Source organism: Acinetobacter sp. YH12251 (assembly GCF_013417465.1).
Taxonomy (GTDB): domain Bacteria; phylum Pseudomonadota; class Gammaproteobacteria; order Pseudomonadales; family Moraxellaceae; genus Acinetobacter; species Acinetobacter amyesii.
Map to the genome: position 1 here is coordinate 96918 of NZ_VPDZ01000004.1, position 20695 is coordinate 117612.

19 protein-coding genes are annotated in these 20695 nt (G+C 40.7%); 8 read left to right on the top strand and 11 right to left on the bottom strand.

Annotated features, from left to right (window positions below; translation table 11 throughout):
• Positions 1–68 precede the first annotated feature (68 nt).
• Complete coding sequence (gene thrH / locus FTV27_RS05055; RefSeq protein ID WP_180077308.1) at positions 69–686, bottom strand: bifunctional phosphoserine phosphatase/homoserine phosphotransferase ThrH; 618 nt, start codon at positions 684–686, stop codon at positions 69–71.
• Between the two features lie 200 nt (positions 687–886).
• Here thrH and FTV27_RS05060 point away from each other — a divergent pair, with 200 nt between their 5' ends.
• Both FTV27_RS05060 and FTV27_RS05065 read left to right on the top strand, forming a co-directional pair.
• Positions 887–1621 carry a phosphoadenylyl-sulfate reductase gene (locus FTV27_RS05060; RefSeq protein WP_168379034.1) on the top strand — a complete coding sequence of 245 codons (735 nt, stop codon included), beginning with the start codon at positions 887–889 and terminating at the stop codon, positions 1619–1621.
• A gap of 166 nt (positions 1622–1787) precedes the next feature.
• Complete coding sequence (locus tag FTV27_RS05065) at positions 1788–3167, top strand: wax ester/triacylglycerol synthase family O-acyltransferase (protein ID WP_180035511.1); 1380 nt, start codon at positions 1788–1790, stop codon at positions 3165–3167.
• Positions 3168–3481: 314 nt separating this feature from the next.
• Here the strand turns inward: FTV27_RS05065 and FTV27_RS05070 are convergent, their stop codons facing one another.
• From FTV27_RS05070 to FTV27_RS05095, 6 genes are all read right to left on the bottom strand, one after another.
• The gene (locus tag FTV27_RS05070; protein ID WP_168379036.1) at positions 3482–3655 is read right to left on the bottom strand and encodes a PA1571 family protein; all 174 of its coding nucleotides are present in this window, start codon (positions 3653–3655) and stop codon (positions 3482–3484) included.
• Between the two features lie 142 nt (positions 3656–3797).
• Positions 3798–5252, bottom strand: a complete 1455-nt coding sequence (gene rng / locus FTV27_RS05075; protein WP_078189981.1) for a ribonuclease G — start codon at positions 5250–5252, stop codon at positions 3798–3800.
• A 42-nt stretch (positions 5253–5294) separates the two neighbouring features.
• The gene (locus tag FTV27_RS05080; protein WP_168379037.1) at positions 5295–5861 is read right to left on the bottom strand and encodes a Maf-like protein; all 567 of its coding nucleotides are present in this window, start codon (positions 5859–5861) and stop codon (positions 5295–5297) included.
• Positions 5849–6340 carry a rod shape-determining protein MreD gene (gene mreD, locus FTV27_RS05085; protein ID WP_168379038.1) on the bottom strand — a complete coding sequence of 164 codons (492 nt, stop codon included), beginning with the start codon at positions 6338–6340 and terminating at the stop codon, positions 5849–5851. The genes FTV27_RS05080 and mreD overlap by 13 nt, the downstream gene beginning before the upstream one ends.
• Positions 6327–7184 carry a rod shape-determining protein MreC gene (mreC, locus tag FTV27_RS05090; protein WP_078189984.1) on the bottom strand — a complete coding sequence of 286 codons (858 nt, stop codon included), beginning with the start codon at positions 7182–7184 and terminating at the stop codon, positions 6327–6329. The genes mreD and mreC overlap by 14 nt, the downstream gene beginning before the upstream one ends.
• Positions 7185–7200: 16 nt before the next feature.
• Positions 7201–8247, bottom strand: coding sequence for a rod shape-determining protein (locus tag FTV27_RS05095; RefSeq protein WP_180004320.1), 1047 nt, complete (start codon positions 8245–8247; stop codon positions 7201–7203).
• A gap of 133 nt (positions 8248–8380) precedes the next feature.
• On the opposite strand from FTV27_RS05095, the gene gatC reads away from it, so the two are divergent.
• The 6 genes from gatC to FTV27_RS05125 all read left to right on the top strand — a co-directional run bounded on the left by gatC (position 8381) and on the right by FTV27_RS05125 (position 14271).
• Complete coding sequence (gene gatC / locus FTV27_RS05100) at positions 8381–8695, top strand: Asp-tRNA(Asn)/Glu-tRNA(Gln) amidotransferase subunit GatC (RefSeq protein WP_180077310.1); 315 nt, start codon at positions 8381–8383, stop codon at positions 8693–8695.
• Positions 8696–8746: 51 nt separating this feature from the next.
• Positions 8747–10225, top strand: coding sequence for an Asp-tRNA(Asn)/Glu-tRNA(Gln) amidotransferase subunit GatA (gene gatA, locus FTV27_RS05105; protein WP_180077312.1), 1479 nt, complete (start codon positions 8747–8749; stop codon positions 10223–10225).
• A complete protein-coding gene (gene gatB / locus FTV27_RS05110) occupies positions 10225–11700 on the top strand; it encodes an Asp-tRNA(Asn)/Glu-tRNA(Gln) amidotransferase subunit GatB (RefSeq protein ID WP_180077314.1) in 1476 nt (491 codons plus the stop codon). Before gatA ends, gatB begins: the two co-directional genes overlap by 1 nt.
• 73 nt (positions 11701–11773) lie before the next feature.
• Complete coding sequence (locus tag FTV27_RS05115; RefSeq protein ID WP_180077316.1) at positions 11774–12574, top strand: NYN domain-containing protein; 801 nt, start codon at positions 11774–11776, stop codon at positions 12572–12574.
• A gap of 153 nt (positions 12575–12727) precedes the next feature.
• Complete coding sequence (locus FTV27_RS05120) at positions 12728–13345, top strand: hypothetical protein (RefSeq protein WP_180077328.1); 618 nt, start codon at positions 12728–12730, stop codon at positions 13343–13345.
• A gap of 347 nt (positions 13346–13692) precedes the next feature.
• Positions 13693–14271 carry a DJ-1/PfpI family protein gene (locus FTV27_RS05125; RefSeq protein ID WP_180077318.1) on the top strand — a complete coding sequence of 193 codons (579 nt, stop codon included), beginning with the start codon at positions 13693–13695 and terminating at the stop codon, positions 14269–14271.
• A 108-nt stretch (positions 14272–14379) separates the two neighbouring features.
• Here FTV27_RS05125 and FTV27_RS05130 read toward each other — a convergent pair whose 3' ends face one another.
• From FTV27_RS05130 to FTV27_RS05145, 4 genes are all read right to left on the bottom strand, one after another.
• Complete coding sequence (locus tag FTV27_RS05130) at positions 14380–14826, bottom strand: hypothetical protein (RefSeq protein WP_227591924.1); 447 nt, start codon at positions 14824–14826, stop codon at positions 14380–14382.
• Positions 14827–14973: 147 nt separating this feature from the next.
• On the bottom strand, positions 14974–15819 hold the full coding sequence (locus FTV27_RS05135; protein WP_180077320.1) for a hypothetical protein: 846 nt from the start codon (positions 15817–15819) through the stop codon (positions 14974–14976).
• Positions 15820–15913: 94 nt separating this feature from the next.
• The gene (locus FTV27_RS05140) at positions 15914–16885 is read right to left on the bottom strand and encodes a hypothetical protein (RefSeq protein ID WP_180077322.1); all 972 of its coding nucleotides are present in this window, start codon (positions 16883–16885) and stop codon (positions 15914–15916) included.
• Positions 16886–17125: 240 nt separating this feature from the next.
• On the bottom strand, positions 17126–20695 hold a 3570-nt coding region (locus FTV27_RS05145), incomplete at its 5' end, for a BapA/Bap/LapF family large adhesin (RefSeq protein WP_180077324.1).

Sequence of the window (20695 nt, forward strand, 5' to 3'; positions counted from 1 at the left end):
CCTTAAAAACTTTGGATTAAACAGAAAGGGTGCTATAAGCGCCCTTTTCTATAACTTGCTATTCAGAATTATGCTGGAATATCCCGAACTGAAGCATTACGAATCGCTTCTTTTAGTGCATCATAGCCATGAATTGGTGGGAACTGTGGAAATTCAGCAATCACATTGTCAGGTGCATCAAATAAGAAACCCGCATCTGCTTCACCGAGCATCGTCGTATCGTTATAAGAATCACCTGCTGCAATCACTCGGAAGTTCAATCCATGTAATGCTTGAACGGCTTTACGTTTTTGATCAGGTTGACGAAGCTTATAAGCGCTAATCATGCCATTTTCATCAGTTTCTAACTTGTGACAGAAAATCGTTGGCCAACCAAGTTGCTGCATTAATGGATGTGCAAACTCATAGAAAGTATCTGAAAGAATAATTAATTGAAAATGAGTACGTACCCACTCTACAAACTCTTTTGCACCTTCAAATGGCCCCATATCTGCAATTACGTCTTGAATATCGTTTAAACCCAAACCGTGTTGTTTTAGGATATTTAAACGTTGAGTCATCAACACATCGTAATCTGGAATGTCACGAGTCGTTGCTTCAAGTTCTTTAATGCCTGTTTTTTTCGCAAAATTAATCCAAATTTCAGGTACTAAAACCCCTTCTAGATCTAAACAAACGACTTCCATGCACTCTACCCTCTGTTAAGTGAAAAAATTTTTTCAATATCATAGCGGAAGAATAAAAAAATGCATTGTTCTTTTTTAAATCTATTTTTTTCATAAGTATCTATTTTTTAGTGATAAGTGTGTTTTAGCATTTCAATTAAAATAGTTCTGAAATAAATTAATATAGGTTTTAACGTTCCAAGCCTATAGCCAGGACATTCATGACTACCATCCCTACTATTGACCTTGTCGATGCACTTGCATCCGAATATGCAGATAAATCACCTTCTGAGATTATGAAACTTGCGCTAAGCCAGCAAGGTGAAGTTGCGATTTCCTTTTCTGGTGCAGAAGATGTTGTACTGATAGATCTTGCATCGAACTTAGGGATTCCATTTCGTGTATTTAGTTTAGATACCGGTCGCTTACACCCTGAAACTTACCAATTTTTAGATACTGTCCGTAAACATTATAAAATTGATATCGAAATCTGTTTCCCAGAAAGTGATGCGGTACAAAAACTAGTAACAGAAAAGGGCTTTTTTAGCTTCTATCAAGATGAACATAAAGAATGCTGTGGTATCCGCAAAGTACAACCTTTGCGTAAAAAACTAGCCACTTTAGATGGCTGGATCACTGGTCAACGTAAGGACCAAAGCCCAGGCACACGTAATGAAATTCCTGTGGTACAAGCTGACCCAGGTTTTTCAGGTCCGGGCAAGCAATTGATTAAATATAATCCTTTGGCAAACTGGTCTAGTGCTGATGTATGGAACTATATCCGTCTAATGGAAATTCCATATAATCCACTACACGAACGTGGCTTTATCTCGATTGGCTGTGAACCATGCACTCGACCTGTTTTACCGAATCAACATGAACGTGAAGGTCGCTGGTGGTGGGAAGATGCAACCCATAAAGAATGCGGCTTACACGCAGGCAACATGAAAAAATAAAGATCACAAAACCACTGCACAGCAGTGGTTTTTTCAACGCATCGATACACATAATTCCGTATCATTTCAACGTAAAAACGCTATACTGCAAATGACAATTTAATAATTCTAACAATGCTACTCATACATGAGCAGCTGTAGAAATTGCAGTGAGGCAATCAACGCTATGCGTCCATTACATCCTATTGATTTCATATTCTTAAATTTAGAGAAACGGCAACAACCGATGCACGTAGGTGGTCTATTTTTATTTCAGATCCCTGACAATGCACCAGATACTTTTATTCAAGATTTAGTCGCAGATATTCGTAATTCAAAATCCATTCCTATTCCTCCTTTTAACAATAAACTCAACGGCTTCTTTTGGGATGAAGACGAAGAGTTTGATTTAGATCATCACTTCCGCCATATCGCACTGCCGCATCCCGGTCGTATCCGTGAACTTTTGACTTATATTTCACAGGAACACAGTGCGTTGATTGACCGCGCAAAACCACTTTGGACTTGCCATATTATTGAAGGCATTGAAGGCAATCGTTTTGCCATGTACTTCAAAATCCACCACGCGATGGTCGATGGCATTGCAGGTATGCGTTTAGTTGAAAAATCACTTTCGCATGACCCAGATGCTAAAAGTATTGTACCGCCATGGTGTGTGGAAGGCCCTCGTGCAAAACGCCTCAAACAGCCTAAAGTCAGTCGTATGAAAAGTTTGTTATCAACCATTAAGGGACAACTTGACTCAACTCCACGAGTTTTGTATGAACTATCACAAACTGTAATGAAAGATATGGGGCGTAACCCAGATTATGTATCTAGCTTCCAAGCGCCGAGTTCAATATTAAACCAACGGGTTAGTTCTTCACGTCGTTTCGCTGCACAATCTTTTGAATTTTCACGTTTGTCACATATTGCCAAGTCACTTGGTGTAACAATTAACGATATTGTGCTCGCAATTTGTTCAGGCGCATTACGTGAGTATTTAATTACACAAAATGCTTTACCTAAAAAGCCATTGATCGCTATGGTGCCTGCATCTGTTCGTACCGATGATTCAGATATGTCTAACCGTATTACCATGATTTTGGCAAACCTAGGAACCCATAAAGAAGATCCGCTAGAACGGTTGAAGATTGTGCGTCGTAGTGTGCTCAATGCCAAAGAACGCTTTAAGCGGATGAACTCGAATCAAATTTTAAACTACAGTGCTTTCGTTTACAGCGCAGCAGGTTTAAATATTGCATCAGGCTTTATGCCAAAACGTCAGGCCTTTAACTTGGTGATTTCAAATGTTCCCGGCCCACAAGAGCCGTTATATTGGAATGGTGCACGTTTAGAAGCGCTCTACCCTGCGTCCATTGTTTTGGATGGTCAAGCGCTTAATATCACCATGACTAGCTATTTAGATAAGCTTGAAGTGGGTCTAACCGCATGTCGTAATGCGCTTCCAAAAATGCAAAATTTACTAACGCATTTGGAAGAAGAAATTCAACGATTTGAAGCTATTGTGAACCAAGATTCCCCAAAGTTACAGGCGGTTAGCTAACCGCCTGCATCATATTTTTGTATCAGTTTTACAGCAAATTGAACCATCCAAAAAATTAAAAACCCGTCTAAATTAAACAATCTAGACGGGTTTTTATCATTTGAACTTTGAGTGATTTTTTGGAGCAATTTATGTGTATAAGCTAAAATTTAGGTGAACAAATCCGTTGTTATTGTTTAATTACGACTTGTAAATACGCACTGATAATTAAGTTTATTTTCCATTCTTTATAAAATTTTAGCGCATTAATAAATTTAGAATCGCGCGTTAGCGCTTTAACCCTCTGGATTACATTATTATTTATATTTCAATATTTAAGCTTTAATTGCTCGGCACTGTTTAAGTAACTGATGACAAGCAGAGCGAATCATAGACGCTGTAATTTGAACTTCATTACCACGCTCATCCACGATATAACCTGAATGGATCGCTTTTGCTTCAACAACAGTTTTAAGACCACTTTTCATTACTGTTTTACTAACACCCATATTACACCTCTTTTTGCTAAGCCATTTTCAAGTTCATTACGGGAAAATGGCTTTGGCTATTTGATGTGTCTAGTATTCAAAATAACAGTTCAAAAGTAAAATCTCAGTTGTAACAAGTGTTTAACGATATTCTGTTACAATTTCAACTCAGAATGATATCGTATTGCTCTTGCGTATATAAATTTTCCACTTGGAACTTGATCACACGACTTATAAAGTGCTCTAAATCAGCCACTGCAGGTGCTTCAGCAGTTAACAATCGGTCAATCACCGACGGATGTGCCACCACGGTAAAACCACTTTGTGACTCATAAGCTCGTGCATATCTCAAGATTTCACGGAAAATTTCATAGCAAACTGTTTCAGCAGTTTTCACATAACCACGCCCCTGACAAGTCGGGCAAGAATCACAAAGGAGATGCTCCAAAGATTCACGAGTGCGTTTACGGGTCATTTCCACCAAGCCCAGCTCAGACACTTGAGTGATCTTGGTTTTGGCATGATCGCGCTCGAGCATTTTCTCAAACTGGCTCATCACTTCTTCTCGATGATGTGCTTCTTGCATATCAATGAAGTCAATAATGATAATACCGCCCAAGTTACGTAGACGGAGCTGACGCGCAATAACTTGTGTGGCTTCCATATTGGTTTTAAACACAGTGTCTTCAAGTGAACGGCCACCGACATAGGAGCCTGTGTTGACATCAATCGTGGTCATTGCTTCAGTTTGATCGATCATCAGATAACCGCCAGACTTAAGTGCTACACGTGTCTGTAAGGCTTTCTGAATATCTTCTTCAACATTGTACAAGTCAAAAATTGGACGCTCACCCGGATAATGCAGTAAGCGATTTTGCATACTCGGTACAAATTCTTGGACAAATTCTTGCAATTTACCATGTACTTCTCGTGAGTCGACCTGAATTTTAGACGTATCTTCATTGGCCAAATCACGGATGACGCGTTGCGGTAAAGGTAGCTCTTCAAAAATCAAAGAAGGTACGACAATACTGCGTTGTTTACGTTGAATGTATTCCCACAGTTTTGCTAAATAAGCCATGTCCTGCGCAATTTCACATTCAGGAATACCTTCGGCGGCAGTACGAACGATGACTGAACCCGGTAAGTTGTGTTCCTTTTGAATGCGTTCAATCATGCTACGCAAGCGATCACGTTCTTCTTCAGACTCAATGCGCTGTGAAACACCGGTATGACTGCCATATGGCATTAAAACGAGGTAACGGGAAGGAATAGAAAGATCAGTAGAAAGTCGTGCACCTTTGGTACCCAACATATCTTTCATGACTTGTACGGTGAGTACTTGTCCCGGTTGTAACAGCTCAAAAACGTTCGGGGTCGGTTGATTGCGCTGCCAGACCATATCATTGATATGTAAAAAAGCCGTTCTCGACAATCCAATATCAATAAAAGCAGCCTGCATACCCGGAAGCACACGAACAACTTTCCCTTTATAAATATTGCCCACTAACCCACGCTTCACGGTGCGTTCAACAAATAATTCATTGACCGTACCGTTTTGAATCAACGCCACACGACATTCCATAGGTGTGACGTTAATCAACAACTCGTCAGACATATCAAAACTCAAAACATTATAAAAATTCTTGTGTTGCAGCAGTTAATTTAATGCCTTAACTGTCTGTAATAACTGTACGGTTTCATGCAAAGGCAGCCCAACGACATTGCTGTAACTCCCTTCAATACAAGGAATATAGCGCGCAGCAATTCCTTGAATGGCGTAGGCTCCCGCCTTGCCGATTGGTTCACCTGTTGCCCAATAGCTTTCCATGTCAGCTAAACTCAGCGTTTGAAATTCAACCTGTGTACGCACTACTATACTGTATATTTGATCTTTTGTACTGACACAAACACCTGAAAACACATCATGTTTTCGTCCAGAGATCATTTCCCACATAGAAAAAGCATGTGCTTTCGACGCTGGTTTTCCTAAAATGTGCTCATCTACGCCTAAACTGGTATCGGCGGCAATAACGATAGCATCAGGGAATTGTTGTTGTACTGCGCAAGCTTTAGCACGTGCTAAACGCTCTACATAATCCGCCACAGGTTCTCCTTCCAACACGGACTCATCAATATCTGGACTGAAAATTTCAAATTCCAGACCTAATTGTTGCAAAAGTTCGCGTCGTCGAGGAGAACTCGAAGCTAAAATTATATGCGCCATTTTCTCAGGAAGTAATACATGATTGGCCAAATGAGTAAGCTAGTTACAATTGGCTGCCAATGGCGAGCAAACGAAAACTGTGCCCCACCCATCACTTGAACAATCCACACAAACAGTAAATGCGCGAAAATTGCCATTGCAGCAATAATCCATAAATTACCAAATGTGAGGATACGACGTTCACGGGTTAAAAAGCGTGTCACAAATGCAATGACCACAAAACTCAGTGCGTTCATACCAAAAGGCGCATCAGTCAATAAGTCGGTAAATAGACCTGTGGCAAATGCAAACCAAACACCGCACCATGTCGGCTGACAGAGTACCCAAAATAACATGATCATCATCATGAATAATGGGCGCCAACCCGATAGGTCATAAGAAAGCGGATACACCATCAGCACGGATGCCAAAATGATGGAAAAGATAATCGGAAATAATGGGTCGCGCTCTGTATGACGACTAAGCTTAGCGAGTGACATGCGGTTGCTCCATCGCTAAAGAATCGGAAAATAGCACAACCACATGATGACCACCTGCCAATTGGGCAGCAGGATTGATATCAATTTGGGCAAATTCACCGCTATTGTGACGACTGACTTTCGACACTGTACCCACCAAATAACCCGCTGGGAAATGTGCCCCTAGCCCTGAGCTATAGACTTTTTCACCGACTTTGATATTGGCACTGGTTGGAACATATTCCATCTTAAGTCGACCTAAGTCACCTGTACCCGTAACGATTGCGCGCATACCGGTATGCTCCATCCGCACGGATAAAGAGTGCTCTTTGTCTGAGAGCAACATGACACGGCTACTATGCGGGTAAACATTGATAATTTGCCCCATAATGCCCTTGTCATCGAGTACAGTTTGTCCCACTTTAAGCTGACTGCTGGCTCCACGGTTAATCACAATAATATGACGTAAGGGATCAGCATCGGTACCAATGACTTCGGCAATCTCCATACGACCATCAATAATGAGTGGTGTATCGAGCAGTCCACGCAGTCGAGTATTTTCAGCAGAAAGTTCAGAAAGTTTCTGTAAACGGACTTGAGCCTGAATTAACTCTGCTTGCATCGCGGTATTTTCACGACGTAATTGAGCTTCAGACTTGGTTTGTTGATTCAGCCATTCTCGCGATAACACTGGATAGCTTGCAAGTGCATAAATTGGATTATATGCCGCATACAAGACGTCTCTGGCCGGTTGAATTACATGCGGCATGCGCCAATCAAAGAAAAGCACCACCAAGCATGTAATCACCGCAATGATAAATGAGCGAAAAGATGGCGGTTGTCTTGAAAACAGTTGCGTTTGCACCCGCCGAGTCCTTTTCTTAGCCTACAAATAACATGTCATGATTAGGGTTATCGAAGAATTCGAGAACCTTACCGCCACCACGTGTAACACATGATAGTGGATCTTCTGCAACCACGACAGGAAGACCCGTTTCTTTTGCAAGAAGCTTATCAAGATTGCGAAGTAATGCACCGCCACCAGTCAACACAATACCGCGTTCTGCGATGTCTGAAGACAACTCAGGTGGCGTTTGCTCTAGTGCAGATTTAACCGCAGCCACAATGTTTTGCAGTGGATCAGAAATCGCTTGAGTCACTTCATCAGAAGTTACGGTAATCGCACGAGGTACACCTTCAGCCAAGTTACGACCACGGACTTCGATTTCCAAAGGTTTTGCACCTTCTTCTGGAAGCGCCATACCAACTTCTTTTTTGATGTTTTCTGCAGTAGTTTCACCAATCACACAACCATGTGCTTTACGCACGTAGTTAATGATTTGTTCATCAAATACATCACCACCGATACGTAGTGAGTCTGCATAGACACAACCTTGAAGTGAAATGATCGCGATTTCAGTTGTACCACCACCAACATCGACAACCATCGAACCACAAGCTTGCTCAACAGGCATACCTGCACCAATTGCAGCAGCCATTGGCTCTTCAATTAAGCGAACTTCACGTGCACCTGCATTGTATACAGCTTCACGGATTGCACGGCGTTCCACCAACGTCGATTTACATGGCACACACACCACGACACGTGGTGCAGGTTGGAATAAACGCTTTTCATACCCTTTGGTAATAAAACGATTCAACATGGTTTCAGTGACTTCAAAGTCTGCAATCACCCCATCTTTCATCGGACGGATGGCAGAAATATTGGCTGGTGTACGGCCCAACATTTGTTTTGCATCAAGACCGACCGCAGCAACGATTTTTTCTGAGCCACTATGACGGATCGCCACAACCGTCGGCTCATTTAAAATGATGCCTCGTCCTGGCGCATAAATAAGTGTATTTGCAGTGCCTAAATCAATGGCAAGATCCGGCGAAAACAAGCCAATTAGTCGTTTTAGAATCACGGGGACGTTCTCAGTTAAACTTTTATATGGACGCAAGGTGGCAACTTTAACTAAATGTGATGATTTGAACAAGTCAATCGCTTATTATAAGCCACGATATTTTGAATTTTTTTAATACTGATTAGGTAATGTTATGTCTACATCGGATGCACAGCATTCTGCAGATCTAAATGCACAAACAGTTTCAGCGATTGCCCATCTGGCTCGATTGTCGCTAGATGAAGCGCAATCTGCTGACTATGCTCAAAATTTAAATAAAATTTTAGGCATGATGGAAACCCTGAAAGGCATCGATACTGACGGTGTTGAACCACTAAAAAGTCCATTCGACAATCCACAGCCCTTACGTGAAGACGTGGTATCTGAGACCAATCATCGCGAAGCATATCAAGCAGTTGCTCCTGCCGTACAGGATGGCTTGTACCTTGTTCCGCGTGTGATTGAATAATTTTTATTCAGATCAACATTTTTTCAAATTAAACGTAAAGAAATATTTCTCATGACAGATTTACATCACTTATCAATTCGTGAATTGTCTGAAGGTTTGGCTGGCGCTAAATTTTCTTCACGCGAATTGACTGAACACTATTTAAAACGCATTGAAAAAATCGATGCTCAAGTCAAGTCATACGTGACCGTGACAGCTGAACAAGCACTTGCGCAAGCAGATGCGGCTGATGCTGCAATTAAAGCAGGCAATGCAACTGCGTTGATCGGTGTACCAATTGCACATAAAGATATTTTCTGTACCCAAGGCATTAAAACCACTGCTGGTTCTAAAATGCTGGACAATTTTATCTCTCCTTACGACGCAACCGTTGTAGCGAAAGGTAAAGCTGCGGGCCTTGTCACTTTAGGTAAAGTGAACATGGATGAATTCGCCATGGGTTCGACTTCTGAAAATTCATTTTATGGTGCAACGGCTAACCCTTGGAACTTAAACCATGTTCCAGGTGGTTCTTCAGGCGGTTCTGCGGCAGCGGTAGCGGCTGATCTTGCTCCGTTTGCAACAGGTACAGACACAGGTGGTTCAATCCGTCAGCCTGCATCTTTCTGTGGTTTGACTGGTCTTAAACCGACTTACGGTCGTGTTTCACGCTTCGGTATGATCGCGTACGCATCATCTTTAGACCAGGGCGGCCCAATGGCACGTTCGGCTGAAGACTGTGCTTACCTCATGAACGTGATGGCAGGTCATGATGCGAAAGATTCAACTTCGGTTGAAAAAGACGTCGATAACTACGTGGCGAACCTGAACGGCACTTCAGTAAAAGAATTACGCATTGGTATTCCTAAGCAGTACTTTAACGTTGCCGGCTTAGATGCTGACGTGAAAGCACGCGTTGAAGAATCGTTGAAAAAGCTTGAAGAAATGGGCGCAATCTTGGTTGAGATTGACCTGAACATGACTGAAAGCTACGTACCAACGTATTACTTGATCGCACCTGCTGAAGCATCGTCTAACTTATCTCGTTTCGACGGTGTACGTTATGGTTACCGCTGTGAAAATCCTGTGGACTTAATGGACTTGTACAAGCGTTCACGTTCGGAAGGTTTTGGTAAAGAAGTTCAGCAACGTATCTTGATTGGTACATACGCGCTTTCTGCGGGTTACTACGATGCTTATTATGTGAAAGCACAAAAAGTACGTCGTTTAATTCAACAAGACTTTTTAAAAGCATTTGAATCTGTAGACGTGATTGCTGCTCCTGCTGCGCCTACAACAGCGTATAAGATTGGTGCAAACCTTTCTCCTGTAGAAATGTACTTAGGCGACATCTACACCATCGCAGTGAACTTGGCAGGTCTGCCTGCGATTAACGCGCCTGTTGGTTTTGACAAAGACAACTTGCCTGTTGGCTTACAGCTGATTGGCAACTACTGGTCAGAATCTCAATTGTTGTCTGTGGTGCATCAGTACCAACAAGCAACCGATTGGCATACACAACGCGCTGCGATTGCTGAGGAGAACGCATAATGGCTAAGAACGCTGCGAAACCAAAATCTAACCTGATTGATGGTTGGGAAGTCGTTATTGGTATCGAGATTCACACTCAGCTTGCGACCAATACTAAAATTTTCTCAGGTTCATCTACTACATTTGGTCAAGACCCTAACACTCAAGCGAGTCTTGTTGACCTTGCAATGCCGGGCGTATTGCCTGTACTCAACAAAGAAGTGGTCGATCTTGCGATTCGCTTTGGTTTAGGTATTGATGCTTACATCGACCAAGCGTCTGTATTTGCACGTAAAAACTATTTCTACCCTGACTCTCCAAAAGGCTACCAAATCAGCCAAATGGACAACCCGATTGTGGGCTTGGGTCATATCGACATTCAACTTGAAGATGGTACGGTTAAGCGCATTGGCGTAACCCGTGCTCACCTTGAGGAAGATGCAGGTAAATCGATCCATGACCAATTTGAAGGTCAATCTGGTATCGATTTAAACCGTGCAGGCACACCTTTACTTGAGATTGTCTCTGAACCTGATATGCGTTCGGTTGAAGAAGCAGTTGCCTACATTAAAGCGATTCACACTTTAGTGCGTTGGTTAGGCATTTCTGACGGTAACATGGCAGAAGGTTCGTTCCGTGCGGACTGTAACGTGTCACTACGTCGTCCGGGTCAACCATTTGGTACGCGCTGCGAGTTGAAAAACTTGAACTCTTTCCGTTTCATTGAACAAGCGATCAATGTTGAAATTGAACGTCAAATGGAAATCTTGGAATGGGATGGCACCATCGACCAAGAAACACGTTTGTTCGACCCTGTGAAGATGGAAACGCGTTCTATGCGTTCTAAAGAAGAAGCGAACGATTACCGCTACTTCCCAGACCCTGACTTGTTACCTGTAATTATTGCAGATGCGCAAATTGAAGCGGCACGTGCTGCCCTTCCTGAGCTTCCTGCTGCACGCCGTGCGCGCTTTGTGGCTGACTTTGGTGTAACTGAGTACGATGCACACGTGCTTACGCTTACTCGTGAAATGTCAGAGTTTTATGAAGACGTGGTGAAAGCTGCTGGCGGTGCTGCTCAAGGTAAAGTGGCTGCAAACTGGGTGATGGGCGAATTCTCAGGTGCTTTAAACAAAGCGGGCTTCGAGCTTCATGACTCTCCTGTATCTGCAGAACAGCTTGGTGGTATGATCGCGCGTATTGTGGACAACACCATTAACGGTAAGATTGCAAAGCAAGTGTTCGGCTTTATGTGGGAAGAAGGCAAAACTGCGGACGAGATTATTGCTGAAAAAGGCTTGAAACAGGAAACTGATACAGGCGCGATTGAAGCGATTATTAAAGACGTACTTGCTGCTAACGAGAAGATGGTTGAAGAGTATAAATCTGGTAAAGAGAAAGCCTTTAACGGTCTTGTTGGTCAAGTGATGAAAGCTGCGAAAGGTAAAGCAAACCCTGCGCAAGTGAATGAATTAATGAAGAAATTGATTGGTTAATAATTGACTAATTAGAATACTTCGTGCGATAAAAACCCTACCTAGTGTGGGGTTTTTATTTTTTGAGAGAATAATGGCTTTAAAAACAATTTTTAATGTTTCAGAAGAAAAAACAGCAAAATTAGCAGTATTAATTGATGCGGATAATGCTTCTGCAAAAGATATTGAAAATATTTTAAATGAACTTACAAAATATGGAGAAGCTACTGTGAAGAGGATTTACGGTAATTTTGTGAGTCAAAATGGTAATTGGAAACAAGCTATTAATAGTTTGGCAATTAAGCCAATGCAACAGTTTGCCTATACCACAGGTAAGAATGCAACTGATGGTTTTATGATTATTGATGCGATGGATTTACTCTATACAGGAAGATTCGACGGTTTCTGTTTAGTCTCAAGTGATAGTGACTTTACTGCTCTCGCAATTCGTATTAAAGAGCAAGGCGCCACTGTTTATGGGTTTGGGAAAAAGCAAACCCCTGAAGCCTTTAGGAATGCCTGCTCGCATTTCACTTACGTTGAAAACTTGAGCAATTATGAAGAACCTTTGATAAAGGAAATAATAACTCCTGAAATAAAAGACACAAAACAAGGATCTGTTATTAAAGAATTACATAAACAAGAGATAAAAGTTGATTTTTCTTCTACCTTACCACTAAATATTATTAAGCAAGTTTTTGATAACCAAGATGCTGAATGGATAACAGTTGCATCTTTGGGTTCACAGCTTAAATTAATGAAGACAGATTTTGATCCTAGAACATATGGATTCAAAAAACTTAATGATTTAGTAAAAGGTTTTCCAAAAATTTTTCAATGTGATGAACGTACCTTAGAAAATGGTCATAAACATTTGTATGTCAAACTCAAATAATTTCAGCTAATAATTTTGTCCAAATGTGATGAAATATTAATTTTAATCAATGATATTCCCTCTCCTTTTAGGAGAGGGTTAGGGAGAGGTAAACCATTTAAATTTCAAAATTTTAAATATAAAATCAATCAAACACTTAACACTAAAAACAACATGACCATCAAAAAAGTATCCTCTATCGCCAAACTCGAAGACTTAGGACGTATCCAGATTTCAAGGTCATTCTTTATGCGTGACTTCCTCTATAGCGAAATCGCCAATTGGTACGGTGTACCAAACTTCCCCGACCATCCTGACATTGCCATTAGAACAGGCACAGAACTCTGCCAACAACTGCTCGAACCTCTACAAGAAAAGTTTGGACGTATTGCCATTCGCTCCGCTTATCACTCACCAAGCGTAAACCAAATCGGCAATGAAAAAGGACACAACTGCGCGAGCAATGAGAAAAACTTTGCAAGCCATATTTGGGACTATCCTGACGCAAAAGGCTACGGTGCAACGGCGTGTATTATCATTCCCTCACTCATCGATTTAATTGAAAAAGACCCAAATAATTGGAAACAGATTGCATATTGGATTCACAATCACTTGCCATACAGTCATCTAGAATTTTTTAAAAAAGAAAATACGTTTTGTGCATTCAATATCGGTTGGCATGAGAAACCACTTAAAGAGATCAATAGCTATGTCACAGGATCTAAAGGCAAGCTGAAAGTAACTCATGAACCAAATCTAGACTATGAAAAATTTTATCCTGATTTGCTGTGATTTATCCCTATCCCAATGGGAGAGGGAGCTTTCAAAGTGAATAAATACTTAAACGATTTTTTGGATATCCCCCCTCTCCTTTTAGGAGATAAGCAGCAGTGCTGCGCAAGGGAGAGGTAAATATTTAACTTTTTAAAACTTTGTGAAAAACACTAAAGTCATTAATAATTGATAACAGCTAGCCTACTAGACTCATCATAATTTGAACTATAACCATCCATAACTTTTTATAAATCTAAATAAAAATATACAACTAAAGAATTTACAGCCTGCTTAAAACTGTCATTTCAATATGCTAAGGTAAATGAAAAATTGATATAAATCATATTTCAACAGAGGGTTACATCATGTCAAAACAAATTCTTATGCTTGTAGGTGACTATGCTGAAGACTACGAAACAATGGTACCTTTTCAGTTTTTAGTTGGTCTTGGTTATACCGTTCATGCCGTTTGCCCTGACAAAAAAGCCGGTGACAACATTGCCACAGCGATTCATGATTTTGAAGGTGAACAAACCTATAGCGAAAAACGCGGTCATAACTTTGCCATTAACTATGACTTTGATGCAGTTAACTCAGATAACTATGTCGGCTTAGTGATTCCGGGTGGTCGAGCACCTGAATATTTACGTATGAATGCACGTGTGATTGAAATCGTACGCGAATTTGACGCAGCGAAAAAACCGATTGCAGCGGTTTGTCATGGTGCGCAAATTTTGGCAGCAGCCAATGTGCTGAAAGGCCGTACATGTTCCGCTTATCCTGCATGTGCCGCCGAAGTTAAACTGGCTGGCGGTCAGTATGCAGATATTGCAGTCACGGATGCAGTGACCGACGGTAATTTAGTTACTGCTCCTGCTTGGCCTGCTCACCCTGCGTGGATGGCGCAATTTGTTAAAGCATTAGGCGCGACGATTACCATTTAATGCTTGAGTCACCAAACTAAAACGCATTGGATCATCATCCATTTAGGGTGAATCCATAAAAAATGCTCCTTGTATAAAAGGAGCATTTTTTATTTACTCAAAATAAAATTAACGAACCACACCTAACTTATTCCAAATTTCTGGGGTTAAAAATTTGGTCACCAATTTATTCAAATCGACATAACGCAGTACGCCTTGTAATTGTTGTTTAATTTCAGGCGTCTTTAATATTTCATCCCCCGTGATACTACCAAGCTCTTGAAAACTTTCGCCTACAGCCTGTAGACCGTCGGCTTTAATTACAGCCTGCGTTTGCGTAGAACATTGCTCCACCAAAATTCGCTGCATCACTTGAGCCAGATTTTTATCGAGTTGCGTTTTTTGCGCATCACTGACATTACTGTATTGTTTTAAATCTGGATGCGCTGCCAAGGCAGAAAAGGTCCATTGCAGCACCGCTGTTTTATCCGCAGCAGTGGTCGATTTCACTAAACATTGACTGAGCTGATCGACCGTCGGACTCGCTAAACTCACTTGCGTCGTCCCAAGCATCATGAGCGTCAATAAAGCCAAACCTGCAGGTCGTGAAAAACGTAGATGTAATTTTTTAGATAAACCGTAAGCCATAGACCAAACTCCCAAAACTTGAGTCACCTTTGTATCATGAAGTGCTGTATTTGCTGTTTGGTCTATGTAACTCAACTATTCATTTTTGCTAGTCGGTGCATAGATGAGAGGATGAATCGTTGGCCTTCTATTCCAATAACAGTAAAAATGTCCGTGGGTATCGAGCAAACTATGGGTGGTCAATGTCGATTTATTGCTATCACCTCGCCAACATGCAAGTGCTGCGTTACGATTATTATGGAGGTCAATAAACTCAGGATTCGAATATTTTGGCTTCGCAGGAATGTAGAGAACATCTCCCGGATTGACCCATAAATCTGCCAAGTAAATCTTGCCTAGATTTGGAAAATAGCGTCCCACTGAGATGACCAGAGGCAATTGATCCTGATCGGTCGCGCTAAAAATATGTGGAAAGTCATGATGTTCTAAATCAGTAATGATAAATGGCGTTAAAGTTTTACAGCCATTTAAATTTGATGTTGCATTTTCATAAGGCAAATAATGCCCTGCCATCATGCCGTATTCATAATGAATTTCTGACAGTCGTTTTTGATTTGAATGAATCTGAATCGCTTCACCTGCATGGACTAAGGTGATACCAAAAGCTGCCGCGGTTTCTTTGGTCGCCACCAATGGCATAAACTCGAAATGTTGCCCTTCAAATTCAAGCTCCGTTTGCTCCCCCCAATTGGTAATTTTAGTCGAAATTTCGGAAGGTACATCGTAGGGATTTCCCATCGTCATTTTCGCATTGGTGGCTGACTCTGTAATTAAATGAATCCCCGCCTCAAGTGACGCTAAATATGTTGGATGCCCTCGATCATTCAAAAAGAAGGGTGTTTGCTCGATATTGACTGTAATTTCTGTCAATTCACGGTCAAATAATGGTGCATTAAAATAAGTTTCATTTACTGAACTCATGGTTTTTCCTTATTATTTTTAAAACTTTATCTGAGTACATCATAGGATCAGGATAAAAGCCTATTTCCCCAAATGGCTTTTATCCTGTTGAGGTTTATTTCATACGATTCAACATATTTTTTGCCCCTGCATGGTTATAGTTGGTCGCTAAGTTTTGTAGGATGCCTTTTGCTCTTGCATTGGCGTTTGGATAACTTTTGCTATATGCAGGCACTGACGTTAAACATTTTGCAACGAGCATGCCTGATTCAGCATAGGCTCTATTGGCATTTGCACCATTTAATTTGCCATAGCTATAAGCGCGCTGTGCATTATTACAAGCGGTGACTTGGTTTTTTCCGGCATTCAGGTCGCGTCGAGCATTCACATATAAACGCATTTGTATCTGCTGCGATGTTTCTGCAACTGGCTTCGCCACTGGTTTATTTTCAGGCTCTTTGGCTTTGGTTTCTTTTTTAGTTTCTACTTCTTTTTTTGCTTCATCTTTCGCATTGCTTTTTGTTGTCGTTGCTTTTGCTTTGCTTGATGTGGCTTTTTTAGCTACAGTTTCTTCTTGTTTATTATAATTTTTGCGACGTTCATCAGGTCCAATGATTGCTGTATACAAACTGACTAAGCGGGTTTCAGAACGGTCATTTGATTTACGCTCGGAAACGGGTTCAATTGCAACCATCCAGCGTTGTCCATCAGCCTGACTACACTGAAACACACCTGTGCCCTGTTTTATACTGCTATAAGTCGCTAATAATTTACGACTCCATGCATTTTTGACTTGGTTCAAATTGCTTTTATTCAGTTGAATAAATTTGCCATTTTTGGCTTGGCAGTAACTGCTCATATTTTGCTTAGGTATGAGCGATTCTACTTCCACATTTTTCTTTTGTGGTCCCCAATCATAGACGTATTCTTTCGCCTTTCCATTTGAGCTATTTAGCCCTTTTTGATTGATCACTTCTTGTGGTGAAGCATAATGATTAAATGAATTTGGGTTTAAACTCTGCATGGTGGTACAACCATGTAATGCAAATCCAATACTCCCCACCCATAAAATTGCCTTTAAATTCACAGCAAAAATCTCAAAAAATTCACCTCTAAAAAATAGCGTAATTTAGTATCTTTCACAATTTTATAATCTTGATTTTATTTATTATTTTTATAAATTTAATCACTAAAATCGCATACGTATGAGATGTATACACATGTTGTTCATTTTAATTTGATGAGTTTCACATTTTATTTGGATATAGAGGGTTTCTGGGAGCCATAAAAAAGAGCCTCCGAGGAGGCTCTTTTTTAAATCAACTTATCAAAGAGAGTTATATTTAACTAAATCGTCTAAGGTTAGAGAGGTTGAATTTGTATTCTCTAATACAATTAGATCAACTCGATTATATGTTAGGTCTGTAGATGATCCATCACGATCAAGTGAAACCACTGTATTTGCTCCTTGTTGGGTTAGGGTAACAAAGCTACCTAAATTGGCACTTGTTACATCCTGCCCTGCAAGTAATGCTGTAATATCAATTACATCACCATGGTCTGCATTAAAATCCTTCCAAATGTCAGTACCATTACCACCACTACTACTCGCGGTATTAAGTAGGTTATAAATCACAGTATCACCACCATTTGAATTAGTGGTGATCACATCATTAAATGCTGTACTTGTGAAATCTCGTCCTACACCAATTGTTAAGGTTGCAGTTGAAGTCTCGCCAGATAAAGATGTAAGTGTATAATTAAACGTTTCAACACCACCATAATTGGCAGTATTAGCTTGATAACTATACTCACCATCACCACTTATTGTCAGATTACCGTAAGTACCTGTAATCACAACATCACCTGAGCTTTGAGTTAATGTCTGACCACCAATCGTTAAAGTTGTGAACTTATTTGCTAAAATATCAGCAGTACCATCCGTAAAGATATTACCTGTTTCAGTTAATTCTGCGCTGTTAATAGCTTGATATGTATCAAGGTCTATCTTATTCATTGTTACTGTAGAGGACGTCAGCGTTAATGGGAACGCACTACCAACGCCAGTTGAAGTTAAGCCACTGAAACTATATTCAATAGTATAAGTACCTGAATTTAATACCAATCCACTAAAGTTAAAGTTAAGTGTAGTAGCACCCAAACTAGTACTAACATTTTGAGCAGTAAGTGGCTGCTGTGTCACGCCTAATGCATCTTTAAGCACTGCTGTAACTGTACCTGCTGTAATACTAGCAGTAAGAGAAGCATCCGAAATAGTTAGACTTGTTGATACAGAAGTCGCTCCATCATTAGGACCAACATCAAATGTCATTGATTTAGTCACAGCTGTATTGTTAGTGATATTAGTTAGACCTGTGGTACTAAACGTTGCAGCAACTGTAGTAGCTGGGTTATACAGCAAAGTCGTCGCAACATCACCCACATCATTGGTGGCAGTCACTGCTACCGTTTGATCATCACCTACTTCTGTAGGATCACTTGGCCAAGTGATTAAGCCTTCACCATCAATTCGGATATTTAACTGTGCAGTATCTTCTGACCCATTAAAATCACGAATTGTATAAGTAAAGGTATCAACTTTACCAATGTCTGCTAGGTCTCCATTACTGACATATTTATATACACCGTTCGGTGAAATATAAAGCGTACCATAAGCACCTTCAACCACAGTATTGCCATTATCAATTGCTACGTCTGGATCACCTAACTCATTACTTACAAATTTAACGTAAGTCGTTGAGTTAACGAGGTCAGTACCATCCGTACTGCTGATCACGCTACCCTCAATTTCGTTAGAGCCTAGGTACTTATCTGTTTGAGAAGTAATTTCAAACTCAACACCACCAAAAAGTTCTGCAGATAATGCTGAATCAAGTACGTTTAATATACTTTGTAATAAACCTACATTTTGTGGGGTTTCTTGCAATGCAAGAGTATACGTTCCAGGTGGTAAATCTTCCACAGTCACAGTACCACTATACGTAGAAGTAATCCCTGGCGTGAATGTAATAGCATTTGGCACAACAATATATTCAACTTGTGAAACGTCATTTTCATCCACATAGCGACGTTCAAGTACAGCATTAAATAACTGAGGTGAATTTAAACCTAAGAGAGTTCCTAATACACCAAATCCTACATCGATTACACTACCTGAAACATTTATAGTTACATCAGAAGTTGTACTTTGTTCAATTTCAAAGTTGAAAGGAACTTCTGAGCCTAAAGAAATATTTAAACCCAACAAGTTAACGCCTAATAGCTGTGATGCTCCTCCTGTTGTTCCAATATCATCACCAGGCTCTTCATAATAATTTTGAACTGTTGCTAGATCATCATTTGCAACGACTTGATCTACGTAATCTGGTGGCAATAAAGTACCGTCATCAAACGCTGTACCTGAAATATCGATAATGATTTGAGCAGTATCTGTTTGAGTACCATTCTGAATTGTGTAATTGAAGATCTCCGTCTTACCAAGAGCCTCCTCACCAGTTGTTACTTTATAGGTAAACGCACCCGTAACTGTATTAATTTCAAGCACACCATAGTTACCTTGAATTATTTTAATACCTGATACTGGAGTTCCATCAATTTCGCTAATAATCGTACCTGCTGATGCAACATCGACACCATTCCCGTTATCTTCAAATACATTTGATGAGAATGTATATGTAGGGAAAACCTCTTCTGTACCAGCAATTGTAATGTCTGTGCTTTCATACAATGTCAAGGTATTTGTTACAAGCGGCCCAACTACTTGATTAACTAACTCATCAATCACTTCAACTGGTAAAACATCAAGCAATTGACTAACTACACTAGAAATTGGTAACCCAATCGTATTTACGGGAACTAGAATTGCTTGAACCAAAGTTACTAATGGTGCAGCTAGCTCTGGAGTTAATACTGCATTAATTGCATTATAAATAGCTTGCTCATTTGATGCACCTAAGATAGCTTCCTCTCCACCAAGTTTATCTAACTCAATACCATAGATAAGATCAGACAAGAGACTACTATCTTTTGCAACTACAGCCGTGTATTCACCTTCAGGAAGATCAGACAATGTAACTGAAATACCACCTGGATTATTCACAATTCCTAATATACCAACCCCACCAAGAGTAACAACTCCACCTTGGTTACCAATACGGGCTACTTCAGTTTGTACTCCATCTACATTTTGATAAACAATAAGCTGGAACGCTTCTGCGACAGATAAAAAATCCTGTTGTGAAGCTGTAATAGTGATATTGCCTGTATGTGCTTGACCTACATCATTTGGATCTTGTGGGATTGAAAAATCTGCACCTAAGATTTCACCTTCTGTGCCACCTAATAGGTCAATATAAGTTACGTCATTGTAACTTTCAGCATCACGCTCTATTAAAGCTTCTTGCCCCATATCCAATACATATTCATCATCAATTGCATCAAGCGTTGGGGTGACCTCTGGTGCTGTTAATGGCGTTAAGGCATCTAGGCGACCATTTAAGCCATCTTGGACTGGACCGGCTGCTAAAGCATCAACCAAATCCTCAGCTGTAGCTTTTAAGCCTGCCGCAGTATCAATTGCATCTTGTACCGCTTGTTGTTCTGCAGCTGTGATCACGCCATTGCCATCTGTATCTGCATTGCTGATCGCGGTCTGCGCATCTGCATATGCTTCTTCCGCAGCTTTTACTGCCGCTTCGGCTGCATCCACCGCATCATCAATACCATTGCCATCTGCATCGGTGACTGCTGGTGCTGTTAATGGCGTTAAGGCATCTAGGCGACCATTTAAGCCATCTTGGACTGGACCGGCTGCTAAAGCATCAACCAAATCCTCAGCTGTAGCTTTTAAGCCTGCCGCAGTATCAATTGCATCTTG